Raw genomic sequence first — 16,679 nt, 5'->3', positions numbered from 1 at the left:
CTGAACTTCCTACGCTTCTGTGCCACGTGCTCTCTCCACCGTTCTGGACTTCAATCCTATGGGGACCGCTGTCCGAGAACCTCGGGGCGCCTCAGTCATCTCATTTGGTGAGTCGGCGGTAGCAGATGAGGGCGCAGGCGATGCTGGTGAAGGCGAGGAAGTGTTCGGCTTTGCGTTCGTAGCGTCGGTGGAGTCGTCGGCAGCCGGCGAGCCAGGCCGTTGGGTCGGTCGCGCGGCGAGGTGCCTGCCGTGGCAGGTCCTGTTCCGCGCGGCCTCCCGCCGAACCGGACATGACGGTTTCCCTGTCATCCGGCTCTCCAGTGACTGAGCGTTTTCAGCGCTGCCTCTCCAGGGTGAGGACTGCCTTGGCGGTTGACGTCATTCGATTCGGGCTGCATCGCGATCTTCTGAAGATCCGCCAGGACTTGAGTCGTGCCATTCCGCGTTCGACGGGTGCTCGGGACGTGGCCAGTGCACGGTTGACCGTCCGTTCTGTCGGGGTCAGCTGCCCGCCGGGTGGGCGTCTGCGCCCGGTGGTGACCCAGGGTCCGGCGCCCGTGTAGGCGCGGTCGGCCAGGATGGGGACGCCCTGCCGTTCGCAGATCCGGATGATCCGATGAGTGCGGCCCGCGGTCAGGTCGTGGCACCGGCCCGGCAAGGCCGGCGAGATCCACAGCACGTGCCCGGTTGGGTCGGTCACGACCTGCACGTTCACACCGTGGCGGCGGTGCCCTGCGCCTCGGAGACGACCTCTCCCCGCGGAGCTGGTACGCGAGCAACGAGCCGCCACCCTCGCAGCGGCCTACGAACAGCATCCGGAGCGGTTCAACCGCCGCCCCGTCCCGCCATCGATCCCCCGCCAGGCATGGATCAACGACCCCGCCAAGCGACGCCAAACCGAACAACAGAGTTCATAGCATCACATTCGTTTCATTTGACTTGACAGGCACGTGCGCCGTGGAAAGCGCTGCTTGACCGAGTGGAGGTGGAAGACCTGCACCGTTCGCCCTGTCGCAGCGGGGCGAACGTAGCTGGCGGCAGCCTGATCCGGGAGATGACGGGGAGGGTGAGAGCAGCCGCGACAAAGCCGGGACGGCCCAGGACTGCCAGATGGGTCGGGTCCGGCGAGCGAGACGCAGAGGTGTACGAGAGGAAACCGGCCTTTACGCCCCGAAATGAGTCACCGGCTCGAACCTGGCGGATCTGGGCCGGAAGCGGTGCGCGCCCAACTCCCCTTACGGGGCTTGGGGAACTCCCGGGCAGGTTTGTATATGCAGGCCCGGGAGGCCGTGGTGAATGCCTGCGGCGTAACCACGGCGAGGCCGCCGGGGCAGAGTCGGGCGCCTACTGCGACGAACGGTCAGCAGTGAACACGGGAACCGGCCTTGATCTGCCACCGGACCGCGTATCCAGCGCGGGCGGTGGCTGGGCCCATCGTCGGCCGATCGGTTGGGGACGGGGCGGAGCCGCCGTAGTACTCGGAGCCGGGGAAAGCCCGGAACAGGGGGAAGGGCGGCAGCAGTTGCGAGAAGGGAAGGAGACTGCAATGCCAGAAGACGCACCGCTGAACGGCGGCGCCCCGGCCGGACCGGCCCCGCTGGGGCCCTCGGGCCGGGTACTGGAGATGCAGACCAAGCTTCACCGTTGGGCGGTGGCCGACCCCGGCCGCCGGTTCGACGACCTGTTCAACTTCGTGCACGACTCGGCGACGCTGATGATGGCGTTCGACCGGGTCGCGGGCAACAAAGGAGCCCGGACAGCCGGCGTGGACGGCCTGACAGCCGCCGACGCCGCCTCGACTCCGGGAGTCCTGACGGTCCTGCGCGCGGACCTGAAGTCCGGATCGTTCCGGCCTCTTCCGGTGAGGGAACGCAAGATCCCCAAGCCGGGCGGCTCCGGAAAGATCAGGAGCCTCGGAATTCCTTCCGTGGCCGACCGGACCGTTCAGGCCGCGCTGAAGCTGGTACTGGAACCCATCTTCGAGGCCGACTTCCTGCCGGTCTCCTACGGGTTCCGGCCCAAGCGGCGGGCCCAGGACGCGATCGCGGAGATCCAGCGGTTCGGCACCAAGGGTTACCGATGGGTGCTGGACGCTGACATCGAAGCGGCCTTCGACAACGTTTCGCACCGCGCCGTCATGGATGCGGTCCGGGTACGGGTCAAGGACAAGCGCGTCCTGGCGCTGGTGAAGGCGTTCCTCAAGGCGGGCATCCTTACCGAGGACGGCCAGCACAGGGACACCCACACCGGCACCCCGCAGGGTGGCATCCTCTCCCCGTTGATCTTCAACATCGCACTGTCGGTGCTCGACGAGCACCTGCACCGCGACTGGAAGCCCGGCGGGCGGATGGATGCCCAGTATCCGCGCAGGAAACGTCGTCGGCACGGCCTGCCCAACTGGCGAATCGTCCGTTACGCGGACGACTTCGCGATCTTGGTGCACGGCACCGCCGACGACGCCCGCGTGCTCCAGGACGAAGTGGCCTCCGTGCTCGAACCGTTGGGGTTGAGGCTGTCACCAGCCAAGACCCGGATCGTGCACATGGAGGACGGGTTCGACTTCCTCGGCTTCCGCATCCAGTGGAAACGCAAACGGGGAACCGACAAGTGGTACGTCTACTTCTTCATCGCCGACCGGCCCGTCCGCTCGGTGAAGGACAAGATCCGTGCCCTGACCCGCAGGACGTCACAGGCCAGTCCCGCAGACGTGCTGATCCGGCTCAACCAGATCGTGCACGGCTGGACCAACTACTTCCGGCATGCAGTCGCGAAGCACACGTTCCGGACGCTGGGGATCTTCCTCTGGCGTCGAGTGATCATGTGGCTGAAGACGCTGCACCGCTGGTCGTGGAAGGACATCCGCAAATGGCTCCTGGGACCTGACGGGTCCTGGCTGCCGATCGCAGTGGACGGAGTGGAACTGGTCAATCCGGCGCGGACACCCGCAATCACGCGGTACCGCTACCGGGGCGACACCATCCCCACCCCCTGGACGATCACCTGACGAACAGCCCACGGCAACAACTGTGGAGAGCCCGGTACTCGGTAACGGGTACGCCGGGTTCGGCGAGCGGCCTGGAGAGACGGGCTGGTGGCAACACCGGTACCGCGCTCCAGGCCGACTCAACCGCCCCGATCGCGGCCGTACACAGAGGCGGGAAGGGGCGAGCCAGTCGGCTTCGGGCTCGGGTTCGGGCACGGTGTCCTCATTCCTCCGGCCAGCCGGCCGGATCGGCAACCATCCCGGCCCGCACACGACAGTGCGTGCGGGCCGAAGCCACCGTGAGGAAGCACCCCTTGACCCCGGTCTGACGACCGGACCCGGCAGGTGTCCGTTTTCGCCTTGACCAGCCCCTTGACGGGTGGATTTGACCGTGGCCGACGCCACACCGCCAAAGCGGAGCATCGGCGCTCCCCCGGGCCTGGGGTGGCGGATCCGGGACCGGCAGGGCTGCCCCGCCGGCCGTGGCGCCGGACCCGCCGCCACCAGGCACCCGGACACACCCCGCACGGGGCGAGCGGAGTGTGTCCGGGACGCCTTTCACGCTAGGGGCGCAGGCCCCGACCACGGCACCCCGACCAGCCACATCACTTTCCGGCAACACCCCCCAACCACCACCCGCCAGACCCCGACCACAACCCCCAACACCACAGGTCAGGGCCCTCCCGGGCGCGGCAAGGAGCCGGACAAAGAATCTTGGATGTGGAGCGGACGTGTGAGGGTCTTGCGCGGCTAACAGGTCTTGGGAGTAGGAGTAGGGGAGCCGGACCGCGGCCTACGGCGACGGCCAACCAATCCTGTGCTCAGGCGTCGGGCAGGGTGCGCAGGAGCCGGCGCAGGGCCAGGCGGCGGGCGACGAGGACGGCCACGGTCGTGAACGTGGTGCAAGGCCCCATCCAGGAGGACATCAGCAGCACGCCGCCGGTCAGGAGCAGGACGGCGAGGGTGAGCGCGAGGCCCTGGTCGTGGCCGTGGTGTACCGAGCCCGGTTGCTGGTTCATGTCCGGCGCAGGCATCCGGAGGGCACCTGGCCGCCGGCACGATCCGCCACAGGCTCCCGCCGCCGCACTCCCGGTACTGCGACCAGGAGCTGCGGCCCACCGCGACGACGCAGGAGCGCACCCGCTCGCCCCGGTGCAGGTAGCGCACGATCGGCGAACGCGTCGTCGCGACCGGCCCCTCGTTCCACGCCGGCTTACGAACCGCCACCTTCTGCGCGACCTGCCACGTCGACGTGCACGGCGTAGCAGCGGCAGTGGTCGGCGGAGCCACGGACAGGGCAGCCGCGAGGACGGCGTTGGCGGCGGCGGCCGTGGTGAGCAGACGTCGGGTCAGGTGCATACACGGTCAACCCCGCTGCCCACCCGCCCGGTCACGGGATCTGTCCCGAGATCACCCGCCAGGGGCAGCCGGGCTTCCCGACTCCCTTACCTGCCTGCGTGCCGCCATTCAATAGGCCGCCCCCGCCTGCTGCGCGCGGCCCGCCGCGAGCCGTTGCCAACCTCGCGGACCGGCTCGGCAGTTGCAGCTCGCCAACTATCGAATGAGCCCGCCGGACATGAGAACGTCCCCTCCAGTCCGGAGCACTTGCGCGGCTAACCCCCGCATCCCGCACAGGGCGGCCAACCACCCGCCGCCCCCGTCCTGGCCGGTGCCCCAGCCACGGCGCGACACAAGCGCCGCCCCCTGTCACTGTCCTGCCCCCACCCCGCGCACCAAGGGGTGAAAGAGCCCTGCCCCGAACCTGGAGTCCATCGTGTCCACTGCTCAACTACTCGGCCTCGCACACCTGTCCGGCTGGCCCGTCGTGGTCCTGGGCGCTGTCTGGGCTCTCTGGCGTGTCGTCAAGCATCTGCTTCCCGGCGGCATCCCCCCAGGCGGCACGGGCATGGTCGAGGATCCGCACAGACAAGGTTCTCCGGGAGCATGCACGCGCCGATCCGGCCTGGGCCCTGGACATGCTCCGCATCGTGCACGGCACCGACGACAAGTCCGCTGACCCGACTCAACAAGACGTGCAGAACCCGCCACCCGACCCTCAAACCGGGACCCCGCCCTGACCGCGTTGGAGATGCGATCCCACGTCACCCATGCGCCGCTTCCGCCTGGCGGCATCCCACGCGACCGGGACATCCTGAAAACGGCGGCCCGGTACCGACTCACCCTCCGAACCGGGCCGCCAACCGCGGGCAAACGGAGCAAGGCGAGGCGCAGGCGTCGTGTCCGGCGACGAGCGACATCGTTGATCAGGACGTCACCGCCGGCCCGCCGCCTCACCCGCATCGGCCGACGCGTGCCAAGTGGACTTGCGTGCTTCCCATTCGCGAGTCCTCGCGTGTGGCCTGGTCCAGCGCCCGGTACCGGGCCACACGCGTAACGCCGGATTGAAACGTCGTACGTGGACAGCGCAGTCCATCGCTCCGACCCCCCACACCGCCGCTGGCGCCCGTTCCGACCCGGCGGATTGATAGATCGCACGGCCGAGGCGGGACGAAGCCTCGGGAAGCTTGATCCGGCCCCACGTTCGGCTTCCGACCGTGATGCAAAGGCGTCACGCGGTGACGCTTACGGCAACGGCCGTTCGGACGCGTCACCCGCCACGCGCGCGGCTTCGCGGCGCAGGCGTGTCGGATTCCGTAGTCGTCTGCGCTGATGTCCGCAGTCCTCTGCACGCCCGCTGTGGGGCTGTATCGAGTCGACTCCCTGGTCAGGAATGACGGTGCCTCTCTGGGGCGACGGCCAGTGCCTGCTTGTGTGACAGTGCGATCCGGCGCCGGGTGGGGTCGACTTCGAGGATCTTGACGGTGAGTGCTTCGCCGACCTGGACGACGTCTTCGGGCCTTTCCACCTGCGTGTCGGCCAGTTCGGTGTTGTGGACCAGTCCCTCGAAACCGTCCTCGGAGTCCTCGACGCGGACGAAGGCGCCGAACGGGACGAGTTTCGTGACGGGGCCGGTGACGATCTGACCGACCTGCCGCGCGAGATCCAGCATCGGGTCCGCCTGCAGCGCCTTCAGCGATAGCGGCACACGCTCCCGCACCATGTCGACGTCGAGGATCTCGGCGGTGATCTCCTGACCGACAGTGACGACGTCGGAGGGGTAGTCGATGTGTCGCCAGGACAGTTCGGGAATGTTGATCATCGCGGTGAAGCCGCCGATGTCCACGAACGTGACACCGAAGCTGGCGATCTCGGTCACCGTCCCGGTGATGACCTGGCCTCGGTACAGAGTCTTGAGGATGGCCCAGTGGCGGTCACTCTGGGTCGGCTCGGTCCTCCAACGGGCTCGCAGGACGCCGTCGCTGTCGGGTAGGACGGCGGTGAACAGAGGCTGGCGTTCGTCGGTATACATGGACAGAGCAGCTGCGGCGCGGGCGCCGGTGATCTTCGCTGCGAGCTCCACGAACTGGGTCTCGTCGGCGGTGGTGCTCGTGATCTGACCGTCTGCGTCCTCCCAGACGAGCTCGATCAGGCCCTCTTCGGGGAGACCCGCGAGGACAGCGGCAACGTCGGTGGACAGGCCCGGCCAGACAGCCAGCTGAGCGCGGGGGGTCAGTCGAGCGCGGACCTCGTCGAGGGTGCCGTCGTTGAGCCGGTGCCAGCGAGTGGCGTTGTCGGCGTAGATCTCCTCCAGGATTGCTGCCTGACGCAGGGCCACGCACCAGCGCAGCCGGGCCCAGAAGACGTCGTCTGCGGGGCGCTGTTCGCCCGGCTCGTCGTAGTCAGCGTCGTAGGGGGAGGCGTCCAGACGTTCCGGAAACAGGCCGAGTACGCGGGTGCGGGCCAGTGCCTCCTCGCAGGGCTCGCTGCTGCCGATGTAGACGTACTGGTCCCATCCGACGTGGATGGTGAACCTGCCTTCCACTTCCAGGCGGCACCAGGCGCCGTTGTCGCGGAGCATCGCCCGGACCAGTTCCAGGCCGAGGGCGAGCGAGACCAGCGCGCCGTCGTGGAAGCCTGCGAGATCGGATGGGAAGAGTCCGGCCAGCCCATGCCCTTCGATGGCCGGCTCCGCGCCGAAGTCGACAAGGCCGGGTGCGATCTGCGGCTCTCGGACAGCCAAGCGGTCGATGCCGGCGTGTTCTGCAAATGCGGTCACCGCCTGCAGGTAGGCCGATTCGACAGGTCCGTGGTCGCTGACCGCTTCGGCGGTGCCGATGTAGCTGCCGCTTTCATCCCGGTCGGCGGGATCGTACTTGGTGATCCGGTAGACGAAAGGGAGCACGTCACTTCCCGCCGGATGTCGATGGTGCCACGGAGGTCTGGTGGCGTTCCAGGACGCGGTAGACCGTGGCCCTGCTGACGGAGAAGAGTTCAGCGAGGTCGGCGATGGTGTGCTCGCCGCTACGGTGCTCTTTGACCAGGTGGGCCTGCTGCCGGGTTGTCAGCTTGGGCTGCTTGCCGCGCAGCTTCCCCTTGGCCTTCGCCACGGCCATACCCTCACGGGTCCGCATCCGCAGGAGGTCGACCTCGAACTCGGCGAACGTGGCCAGGATGTTGAAGAACATCTTGCCCATCGGGTCACCCGGGTCGGTAGAGCGCGCCGCCGAGCGAGAGCTTGACGCCGCGGGCGGTGAGCGAGTCGCCGATATCGCGGGCGTCAGGGACCGAGCGGGCGAGCCGGTCCAGTTTCGGGACGACCAGGGTGTCGCCGGCGCGTACAGCGGCGAGGGCCTGGGCCAAGCCGGGCCGGTCGCGGTTGGTGCCGGTGAGCCCGTGGTCGAGGTAGATGCGCTCCTCGGCGACGCCGAGGCCGAGCAGGATGCCGCGCTGGGCGGTGAGGTCTTGTTCGTCGAGCGAACACCTGGCGTAGCCGATGGACTCGTTCACGGTCCGAGTGTACGGATAGCCCCCGCTCACCGTACAGATCACCGGACACCCTAAATGAGACGCCGTCACCGCAGGTCGCCCATCTCGCAGTTCCCAGATCGAGGCCGTCCGCTGAGGGTTCCCCTTGCGCACACGCCGCCGGGCGCGCTGTTCCACTTCCGTGGAAGTGGAACAGCGGTCACATGAGGTCGAGGCGGCCCAGTTCGCGGGCGCCGGGGAGAAACTCGGCGGGGATGCCCTCCTCATACAGGGAGGCGCGTTCCTTCTCGAAACCCTCAAGGGTGTGGCAGCCGCCGGTGAGCAGGCCGAGGAGCTGTCGTGCGGTGGCCGGGTCCGTGCGGGCCGAGGCGAGCGCCTCCTCCCACGCGGACATGAAGTCCTGCCAGGCATTGCGGAACGGAGAGGGCTCGTCGCCGTCGTAGACGTACGGCGGTGGGGGCTGGAGCGCGGAGCCGAGGCGCCCGCGGGCGGTGATCAAACCATCGGCAGCCAGCTGGAACGCGGCAGCGGCGGCGTCCCACATCGCTTCCCGGACGTCTTCTCTCAGCTGCTCGAAGGGACGCCAGACGTTCATGCCGGCACGTTCCTCATGGCCGGTGGCCTGCCAGATCTGCCGCAACATCGCCTTTCCGCGGGTGCCTTGAGTGCTCGCGGCGAGGCTGACCTCGTCCAGTAGCGAGCGCAGGAGACGAAACCACACCCCGGCATGCACACTCCTGCCGGGCAAGGCGACGCGGCCGGTCGTGAGGGCCTGGTGGGTACAGCGGTCCAGGGCGGCGCGGGGCTCCTCCAACGGCTCTCTGTGCACTTCCCTGCCCAGGACCAGCGCGGCCCGCACTTCGGAGAGCTCCAGAAGGCGGCAGTCATGTTCGATGCAACTGGTCATCAGCGCCAGCCGCCACATCAGGGAGATGCCCCGGTCCGGATCGGCGACACAGTCCGGGCAGGCTCGCAGAGCGCCTGGATAGGGAAGAAGCCACGGCCCCGCCCATTCCGGCCTGAAGCGCAGCACATGATGCGTTCCAGCCTTGCCGGCAAAGAGGACTGAGTTGTCCCGAACGTAGGAGTCGAAGACCGGCTGCGCGTCCTGGACGTGCACGGGCAGCGTGTCGAACAGCCAGGGCACCCAACCGACCAGGGTCATGGACCGCAGCCGCGCGAGGTCCACGCCGGTCTTCTCCGCGAGCGCCATGAGCATCGCCATCGGCGGGTCGACGTCGAGGTCGGTAGGCAGCGTCGGGTCGACGACACCGAGGTTGTGCCGCAGCAGGTCGTGCACCGGCATCTCGTACAGCTCCGCGAGTCGACCCAGCCACGAGGAGAGTGCTTCCAGCGGGCCGGGCGGCGGGTGCAGCGGCCAGCGCCGCGGCGGGCTCACGTCAACTCACGCTCGAACAGGCGGCGCCGTTCGGTCGGCCCCTCGTACGGAGCAAGCAGCAGGGTGCGCTGGTTGATGGCCTCCTCTCCGGACTCGATCGCCGCGACGGCGGCGTCGGTGAGCAGATGGGCCAGTTCGCCGATCGTGCCCTCGCTGCGGGTGAACAGGTAGCTGGCCATCTCGGCGGACGCGATCAGCGAGGGCCTGCGCAGCGGGAACGAGGCGGCGAAGCTGGCCAGCAGCGAGCAGGCATCCGTGTCGGTCTCCCAGCGGGGCAGGGTGAGCGGCGCGAACCGGTTCTCCAACTGGTCGTCCGCGCGGATGGCCAGAAAGGCGTCCCGGGTGCCGACGCCTACCAGTGGGATAAGCAGCTCGTTGCCCAGGTACCGCAGCAGGTTCAAGAACTCCCGGCGCTTGTCGCCGGTGCCGCCGAGGAGGTTGTGCAGCTCGTCGATCACCAGCATCCGCAGCCCGGCCGACCGCAGCAGACTGAGCACCGCCTGCTCCAGGTCGGCCAGCCGGTAGCGTGAGCGCAACGGCGCGCCGAGCGCGGCCAGCAGTGCGGTGTAGAAGCGGATGACCGTCGGCTCGGAAGGCATCTGCACCGCCAGGACCGGGATCTGCTCGCGGTCCGGATGCGAGATCGGCGGGTGGGATCGGAGGAACTTCTCCACGATCATCGACTTGCCGTTGTTAGTCGGCCCGATCAGCAGCAGGTTCGGCATGCGCTGCTTCGACGGCCAGGCCAGCAGGGTCTCCAGCCGCTCCAGGGCCTCGGTGGCGCGGGGATAGCCGATCCACCGGTCAGCCCGTATGTAACGCAGCCGTTCCGCGTCCGGCAACCGCGTGATCTGCTGCGCGGCCGGGCACAGGTGCGCCAGGTCCACCGGATCGTCCTCGCTCACCACTGCTCGATCACCTCGAACGGCGGAGCGAGGGGCTTCTCGGCCTGCTCCGGGTCCGGGGTGGGCGGATTGACCCGCGCCGTCGTCGGCTGCGGCCGGGGCGTCGTGGCCCTCCGGCGCTGTGTGTCGCGGCGGGCCTTGCGAGTGGTCGCCGTGGCGGCGTCGGTGATCTCGCGCATCTGCGCCACCATCGCGAACAGCGTGTTCTCGTCGACCTCGGCGCGGCCGGCTTCGCGCAGCCGCGCGGTCGCGGCTTTCTGCTCCCACACGCTGATTGGTGGCCGCGACAGCGTCCGGTAGGGCACTTCCACATACGCGGTGCCGTCCGGGTCCAGGACCCATATCCGGCTGATGTCGCGCGGGTCGCGGCGCAGCACGAACCGGCCCAGCCGCTCGCGGCGGGCGACCCACGGTTTGAGCGCGTCGCTGTAGTACTGCACATGGTCGATCACGAATCCCGTGCGCGACAGGGCCCTGCGGACCACCGGCAGGAAATCGACCAGGAACGCCGCCTCGTTCGTCACGGTCACCGGCCGCGGCGCCTCGGCGGCCTTTTCGGCCCAGACCCCGGACGGAGTTCGACCGAGCCCCTCGTGCACTTGGCCGTGGTAGCAGGCCACCGCCAGGGACAACCAGCTCTGTAGCTCTCCCATGGTCAGCGCGGCCTTACCGTCGCTGTCGTAGGCGCCGCGCTCAGCGATGTTGGAGAACGTGGTGCCCGGCAGTTCGTGCACTTCTCGCATCATCGTGCCGATCAGCCGCTCGATGATCCCGCCGAAGTGGGGCTGGCCGGGCGGCCGGTAACGCAAAGCGATGCCGTGCTGATCGCAGCCGCGGCGCAGGGCCTCGCTCTTGAACTCCGAGGCGTTGTCGACGTACAGCTCGCGCGGTTTGCCGCTCATCGGCCACACCGCCTCCACGCCCAGCCGTTCCAGCCACGGCCGTTTGTCTGTCGCCATGTGCGCCAGGCACAGCCCGACCGAGGTCGCCGACGGTGCCTCCAGCGTCACGACCAGGCCCACCACGCACCGGCTGGCCACGTCGATCGCGATCGACAGATAAGGCCGGCCGATCGTCAGCCGGTGCCGTTCGTCGACCACGATCACGTCCATCGGCGTGTGATCGATCTGGACCTGCTCCAACAGCCCGGTGACCGCGGGCGGCACACCCCCGGCAGACCGCAGCGGACGAACCGCCTCGCTACCCTCCCGAGCCGCAACCGACGACAGCTGATCCAGCTGTTCGATTCGACGCTGCACCGTCCCTCTCGACGGGGCTCGCAAACCACGAGCCCGGCACTGCCGCGTGATCTCCTTGCAGACTGCCGCCACCGAGCGGCGTTGCCGGGTCAAGTACCGGGCGCGCAGCACCTCCAGGACGATCGTCTCCGCATCGCCGGACAGACGTCCTCCGCCCCGGCCTCCGCTTGAGCTGCCCGACAGCAGGTCCGACACCACGCCCTCGCCCGCACGCCACCGCCCCAGCAGTACGTACACCTGGCGCCGGGAGATCCGCAGCGTCGTGGCGGCCTCGTCCGCATCGGCAAGGCCCACCTTGTCCTTCGCGGCGAGCGGACCGATCACCTCGGCCTGCCGCACCGCGGCACCCCATATCTCGGTCGGCGCGGTCAGCACACCGCGCTCGGCCATCGACTCCTCTGCCATCCGGAAGCCTCCTCGTCGCGCACACGACTACGGCCAAATCGACCGTAGCGCAGACGACTTCGGCGTGTCCGACGAGTTCACAGTCCCCTGCACACCACGGTGAACCCCCAGCTCACCCATGCACACGACTACGAAAGTTCACACCGCCACCCCATCAGTGGACTCGAACTCGCATACGCCCGGGTCTCCACCACCAAACAGAGCCTGGAACGCCAACTCGACGCACTGAGCGCGGCAGGCATCTCGAACGAACGCATCTACGTCGACAAGAAGAGCGGAGCCAGTATCGAGCGCCCCGGCCTGACCGACCTGCTCGCCTACGCCCGCCCCGGCGATACTGTCGTCGTACACACCCTCGACCGGCTCGGCCGCAACCTGCGCGAAGTCCTCAACCTCGTCCACGACCTGAACGAGAGGCAGATCGGGGTGCGCTCGCTGGCCGACCCGTTGCCGATCAACACCACCGATGAAGGCATGGGGCGCATTGCCTTCCTGCTGCTGGCCCTGTTCGCCGAGATGGAGCGCACCTTCACCGCCGAGCGGGCCGCGCACGCCCGAGCCGTCGCCGAAGCAGCCGGCCGCCGCGTCGGCCGCCCCGTCGCCCACCCCGCCGACAAGATCGAGTACGCCAAGCTCCTAAAGCAGCAGGGCAGCAGCCTCGGCCAGATCGCAGCCAAGACCGGCATCCTCAAGACCTCCCTACATCGCTACCTGGACGCCGCCAGGAACACGGCGATGAACCATCGCTGAGAGGAGCCCCGTGTTCCGTCGAACCCGGCAGCCCCTGCGTTACTACCTCTACGTATCCGACAACAAGCTGGACATGCTGTACGAGCAGATCGACCCGGCACTGCGTAAACGCATCAGCGCTGAGGTCAAGGTCGACGTGAAGGTCGCCAGCGTGACCTTGCGACAAGCCGAGCAGCCGGCCGCAGTACGGATGACGAAGCTGCGGGTGATCGAGCGGTATATCGACACCCACTGCCAGGTTGGAGATGTGTCAGCTCCGGGTCGAGAGTTCTTCCGAGGCCGCTTGGAGATGCAGTGGGGATGGCTCACCCCCGCGGAGAGACCGGATCGGCCCAGCCCCGTCGTGGTATTCCGTGGACTCGCCGACAGTGACTTCGTCGTGCTGGGAGGATCACGCGGTCACGTCCTTGGCCAGCACGCCGGGGACGATTCTGTCGCCCTGCTGGGCTACAGCGTGCTCCCAAGCCTGGTAGAGACGCTGGGGCCGCATATCTCCCAGATGGAGCCCCCGACCCGCTACAACTACCGGGACGGCGAGGTCCGAGGATGGCGGGAGACGGGCGACGAGTATATGGAGTACGCCTTGCATGCGGCTTCGCGCGTCGAGCTGAGCGGGCCTCGCCAACCCCTCGAATTCCTTGCCGTTCCCCTAGGCGAGGCGCAGGTCGAGCTGTGGGACGACACGGTAGTGCACGGTGTGCTGGGCACACCGATCTACGTTGCGCACGGATAGCAGGGAGCGGGGGTACTGGTCACCTCGACGCGGAGTTGGCCCTCGTGACTTCATCCGCGAAACGGACAGAACTTCGACACCGGGTTCGGGAGACACCCGGTCGTCGCGACCCGGGACGGGATGTTCACGGGGCTCCGAGCACCGCTCTTCCTCGCGAGCCGGGTATGATCTCGCAGCTCCTTGAGGTCGGTTGTCCTTGCTTCGTCCGGGAGTGCTTCACTTTGCGCCCTCTGGAGTTCTGTTCCCTTCCCTGGCTGCAGGGCACCCACGTCTCTTTCCAACGTCTCGACGGCATCGTCGTCCCGCTTCCCTCCACCAAGCCGAGACCGGGACCGCGTGGAAGAGCCATGCCGCACAATGCAGCCATGTCGAGTCCAAGACCGCCTGAGCAGCCGCCACATCGGGACCGTGCGCCCTACTCCTACGAGCCGCCGCCCCGCTGCGGACGTCCCACGCTCCAGGGCTCACCGTGCCGCCGCCCGCCCGAGATGGGTGAGGGATGCCGCTTCCACGCGACAGAGGAAGAACGCGCTGCTCACGCACAGGAAGCAGCGGAGAAATGGGAGCAAGAGGAGCGGGAAGGCGCAGCGAGATGGGAGAAGGAGCGAGAAGCCTTGCAGGCTTCGGAGCGACGGCGCGAGGCACGTAAGCGAGCTGAACAGCGCGAGCGGCGCTGGACAGCTGGTTGCTGCTCTGCATTCGTGCTGGCCGCACTCGGTGGGCTGGGCGCCTGGGGCTGGTCAAGTCTGCAAGATCACAACCGAGAACAGGCATGCCGGCTACACGTGGAACAGGCCTACAACCTGAGCAAGAAGGCCAGAGAGATCAGCGTGCCGCTCGTCGACCCTTTCGACCCTGCCGTCGCCGAACTCCAACTGGGGGGTTCCACCCTGGACCAGAAGTTTTCCGAGTCGATATCGAAACTGGGCGATACCGCCACACCTGACGAGGTGGCTGACGCCTATGCCGACCGAAGGGCCGCCGCAAACCAGGCCGCAGCCGAGGTCCTCAACCACAAGGACTGCTTCAGCCAAGGGGAGCGAGAAAGGGCGGCACACATACGCAACGCCCCGGACTCGGTGACGAGCGTCACGATGCCCGAGTCAGCCCATTGCGCCGACGGCTGGCCGTCCCTTTCGATCGGCCGGCAGGGCGCCTGTTCCCATCACGGCGGTGTCGCTCCCGCCAGGATCTGGGCCGTCCTGAACTTCTGAAGGCCCCAGACGCAGTCCACCAGCGTCTAACAGGTGGGAACGCTGTCTGCGGAGTGCCTCCCGTTCTCGGGCTCTGGCTCACTTTCCGTGGAGGTCTGACTGAGTGTGATGTCAGTGGCGTGTGGTGGGATGGCCGGACTTTGTTGCCGTGACCTGTTGGGAGTCCGCCTTGATGCCCGTGTACTCGTCTCTGACTCACGCCCTGGCCGAGGCATTGGTCGATGCCCTGTGGTTCATCGACGGCTGTGACGACGAGCAGATGGATCCGGACGACGCTGTCAAGGTTCTGGAGGGCGTCGGCCACCTGATCAGTAAGCTGTCGAGTGGGCAGCGGAGCGAGTTCGTCGATCTCCTGGGGACGATGGCTGAAGCCGAGTCCGACTCGGCGCGGCGGGAGTTCCTGGAAGGGTTCCCGGAAGGCTTCGGGCTCCTTGATGATGCGGTCTGACCTGGGGCTCACGAGTAGAGCAGGACGCGCTTGCGCAGGAGCTCGAAGCCGGCCCGGCCGAACATCTGGCGCTTGAGCATCTTGATCCGGTTGACGTGGCCTTCGACGACGCCGGAGCTCCAGGGCAGGGTGAGGCCGGCGATGACGGCATCGCGGTCACGGTCGATACCAGCGGCGAGAGTGTGCAGGCTGGGGAGGTCGTCTTGCCGGACGGCATCGAGCCACTGCGGCAGCCGTTCGCCCTGGCGCTCGGTGAGCATCTGGCCGAAAGACCGGACGTGACCGGTAAGGGCGTCGAGTTCGGGGCAGTGAACCCGGACCGCCTTGAGCCGAAGACGGTCGGTCTCTGTCAGGGACTCGGGCCGGCGGAGGATCCAGCCGGCGACGACGCGGGGTGAAGGCGGCCGAGCTGTGACGGAGCCGGGAGAGAGCCGCTTCTGCCGGAAGTAGGCGCGAACGCGCTGGTAGCTGCCCTGATAGCCGAGCGGCACAATCTCCTCCCACACGGTCCAGGCCTTCGTGCAGCCCTGGTTCCAGCGGTCGTCCAGGTAGGGCTTGAACGCGTCGAGCTTGGACGGCCGACCCTGCCACTGCCCGTGGAAGAGGTCTTCCGGGGTGGCTGCGTCGGCGAAGAGCTTGACGGTGCGGGATGTCATGTGGAGCTGGCGGCCGATTGCCCTTCGGCTGAGCCCGGCGGCCAGCAGTTCGTGGACGGTCGCGTGCTTGGCGCGGGTGCGGTCGGCGAAGCGGTGGCCGGTGGGCCAGGGCGAGCCGGTCGGGTCTTGGACCATGTCGGGCTCGGGGGCTGGCTGGGCAGGATCGGGTGCCAGGACCCGCAGGCAGCTCCGGTGGTCGGCGACGCATCGCTCGGCGGCCTCGCTCAGGTTGTGCCAGAGATGCCACCTGTCCGCCACCTGCACCGCCTGGGGTGCCCCGACGGTGGCGCCTTCGGCGAAGAACGGTGCACGATCTCGGCAGACCACCTCGATCCCTGGCCGTTTCGCCAGCCAGGCGGCCAGGCTGGATGCCTCCCGGTCGGGCAGCAGGTCCACCGGCCGCCGGCTTTCAACGTCGACCAGGATGGTCCCGTAGTTGCGGCCCTTGCGGGTCGCATACTCGTCGACCCCGACTACCCGTGGAGCCGGAACCTGAGGGTCGGGCAACGCCTCGACCAGCCGTAGCACTGTGCTGCGGCTGACGGGCACTCCTAAGACTCTGGCCAGCCGGGCACCGGCCCGGCCAGCGAGCGCGAGGCCGACCGCGGCCAACGTCGACCGCAGTCGCTCGGTCCGCCTGCCGTAACGACGGGTCAACCCTGACAGCTGTTCCGCGAAGGTCCGCCGTCCGCACGAGATGACCGGGCAGAGGAACCTGCGGACGCGTAAACAGAGTGCGACCTGCCTGCCTCCGCTGGGCACATCAGCGGGAAAGCGCAGGTAGGAGCTGTGAATCCGCCGTGACCAGCTCCCACAATCGGGACAGACGGCCCCGGCCACCGTGCTTCGGGCCTCTATGTGTACCGCCTCGTCGTTCACGTCGACCGACAGCACCGCCACATCGGCGATCGACGGGAACAGTAACTCCTCCAACCGGAGCACCACTTCTTCCACGGGCCGAACTGTCAGCCACACCGCACCCGGTACGGCTCAATTCCGGGCAACTTCGCCAGGGCTCGCTCGCTCGACGACCATCACTCAGCGTGCACACTCCACGGAAAGTGAGCCAGAACCCGTTCTCGTGAACATCGCCCCCGGGC

The 16,679-nt window shown here is 68.0% G+C and carries 13 protein-coding genes and 2 pseudogenes; 5 read left to right on the top strand and 10 right to left on the bottom strand.

Features of this window, described 5'->3' with window-relative positions; translation table 11 throughout:
- Positions 1–100: 100 nt before the first annotated feature.
- Together ACFYR3_RS40920 and ACFYR3_RS40915 are read right to left on the bottom strand one after the other, a co-directional pair.
- Positions 101–217, bottom strand: a pseudogene (locus ACFYR3_RS40920) (IS5/IS1182 family transposase); the annotation flags it as partial.
- A gap of 117 nt (positions 218–334) precedes the next feature.
- Positions 335–730: pseudogene (locus ACFYR3_RS40915) on the bottom strand (transposase family protein); the annotation flags it as partial.
- A gap of 816 nt (positions 731–1,546) precedes the next feature.
- Between ACFYR3_RS40915 and ltrA the strand changes: the two are divergent.
- Positions 1,547–3,004: a group II intron reverse transcriptase/maturase gene (gene ltrA / locus ACFYR3_RS40910; RefSeq protein WP_389287195.1), complete on the top strand. Its 1,458-nt coding sequence runs from the start codon at positions 1,547–1,549 to the stop codon at positions 3,002–3,004.
- An 800-nt stretch (positions 3,005–3,804) separates the two neighbouring features.
- On the opposite strand, the gene ACFYR3_RS40905 is transcribed toward ltrA, so the two are convergent.
- The 7 genes from ACFYR3_RS40905 to ACFYR3_RS40875 all read right to left on the bottom strand — a co-directional run bounded on the left by ACFYR3_RS40905 (position 3,805) and on the right by ACFYR3_RS40875 (position 11,778).
- Positions 3,805–4,017, bottom strand: coding sequence for a hypothetical protein (locus tag ACFYR3_RS40905; RefSeq protein WP_389287194.1), 213 nt, complete (start codon positions 4,015–4,017; stop codon positions 3,805–3,807).
- A gap of 1,691 nt (positions 4,018–5,708) precedes the next feature.
- Positions 5,709–7,226, bottom strand: coding sequence for a S1 RNA-binding domain-containing protein (locus tag ACFYR3_RS40900; protein WP_389287193.1), 1,518 nt, complete (start codon positions 7,224–7,226; stop codon positions 5,709–5,711).
- A gap of 1 nt (position 7,227) precedes the next feature.
- A complete protein-coding gene (locus ACFYR3_RS40895) occupies positions 7,228–7,518 on the bottom strand; it encodes a helix-turn-helix domain-containing protein (RefSeq protein ID WP_389287192.1) in 291 nt (96 codons plus the stop codon).
- 4 nt (positions 7,519–7,522) lie between these two features.
- Positions 7,523–7,831, bottom strand: a complete 309-nt coding sequence (locus ACFYR3_RS40890; protein ID WP_389287191.1) for a recombinase family protein — start codon at positions 7,829–7,831, stop codon at positions 7,523–7,525.
- Positions 7,832–8,009: 178 nt separating this feature from the next.
- Positions 8,010–9,209: a TniQ family protein gene (locus tag ACFYR3_RS40885; protein ID WP_389287189.1), complete on the bottom strand. Its 1,200-nt coding sequence runs from the start codon at positions 9,207–9,209 to the stop codon at positions 8,010–8,012.
- Positions 9,206–10,114: a TniB family NTP-binding protein gene (locus tag ACFYR3_RS40880; RefSeq protein WP_389287187.1), complete on the bottom strand. Its 909-nt coding sequence runs from the start codon at positions 10,112–10,114 to the stop codon at positions 9,206–9,208. The genes ACFYR3_RS40885 and ACFYR3_RS40880 overlap by 4 nt, the downstream gene beginning before the upstream one ends.
- Positions 10,111–11,778, bottom strand: a complete 1,668-nt coding sequence (locus tag ACFYR3_RS40875) for a Mu transposase C-terminal domain-containing protein (RefSeq protein ID WP_389287185.1) — start codon at positions 11,776–11,778, stop codon at positions 10,111–10,113. The genes ACFYR3_RS40880 and ACFYR3_RS40875 overlap by 4 nt, the downstream gene beginning before the upstream one ends.
- Positions 11,779–11,877: 99 nt before the next feature.
- On the opposite strand from ACFYR3_RS40875, the gene ACFYR3_RS40870 reads away from it, so the two are divergent.
- From ACFYR3_RS40870 to ACFYR3_RS40855, 4 genes are all read left to right on the top strand, one after another.
- On the top strand, positions 11,878–12,528 hold the full coding sequence (locus tag ACFYR3_RS40870; protein WP_389287183.1) for a recombinase family protein: 651 nt from the start codon (positions 11,878–11,880) through the stop codon (positions 12,526–12,528).
- A gap of 10 nt (positions 12,529–12,538) precedes the next feature.
- The gene (locus ACFYR3_RS40865; protein WP_389287181.1) at positions 12,539–13,261 is read left to right on the top strand and encodes a DUF7019 family protein; all 723 of its coding nucleotides are present in this window, start codon (positions 12,539–12,541) and stop codon (positions 13,259–13,261) included.
- Positions 13,262–13,875: 614 nt separating this feature from the next.
- Positions 13,876–14,475, top strand: a complete 600-nt coding sequence (locus ACFYR3_RS40860) for a DUF3761 domain-containing protein (RefSeq protein ID WP_389287179.1) — start codon at positions 13,876–13,878, stop codon at positions 14,473–14,475.
- 172 nt (positions 14,476–14,647) lie between these two features.
- On the top strand, positions 14,648–14,923 hold the full coding sequence (locus ACFYR3_RS40855; protein ID WP_389287178.1) for a hypothetical protein: 276 nt from the start codon (positions 14,648–14,650) through the stop codon (positions 14,921–14,923).
- Between the two features lie 8 nt (positions 14,924–14,931).
- Here ACFYR3_RS40855 and ACFYR3_RS40850 read toward each other — a convergent pair whose 3' ends face one another.
- Positions 14,932–16,533 (bottom strand): ISL3 family transposase, encoded by a 1,602-nt coding sequence (locus tag ACFYR3_RS40850; protein WP_389287176.1) that lies wholly within the window; start codon positions 16,531–16,533, stop codon positions 14,932–14,934.
- Positions 16,534–16,679: the final 146 nt, after the last annotated feature.

The organism is Streptomyces sp. NPDC005784 (genome assembly GCF_042871525.1).
In the GTDB taxonomy this organism is placed as follows: domain Bacteria; phylum Actinomycetota; class Actinomycetes; order Streptomycetales; family Streptomycetaceae; genus Streptomyces.
This window is presented reverse-complemented; position numbering and strand designations above follow the sequence as displayed.

Excerpts from the sequence above, each read along its gene's own strand:
- ltrA (WP_389287195.1), top strand. The coding sequence starts at position 1,547 with ATGCCAGAAGACGCACCGCTGAACGGCGGCGCCCCGGCCGGACCGGCC.
- ACFYR3_RS40905 (WP_389287194.1), bottom strand. The coding sequence starts at position 4,017 with ATGCCTGCGCCGGACATGAACCAGCAACCGGGCTCGGTACACCACGGC.
- ACFYR3_RS40895 (WP_389287192.1), bottom strand. The coding sequence starts at position 7,518 with ATGGGCAAGATGTTCTTCAACATCCTGGCCACGTTCGCCGAGTTCGAG.
- ACFYR3_RS40875 (WP_389287185.1), bottom strand. The coding sequence starts at position 11,778 with ATGGCAGAGGAGTCGATGGCCGAGCGCGGTGTGCTGACCGCGCCGACC.
- ACFYR3_RS40855 (WP_389287178.1), top strand. The coding sequence starts at position 14,648 with ATGCCCGTGTACTCGTCTCTGACTCACGCCCTGGCCGAGGCATTGGTC.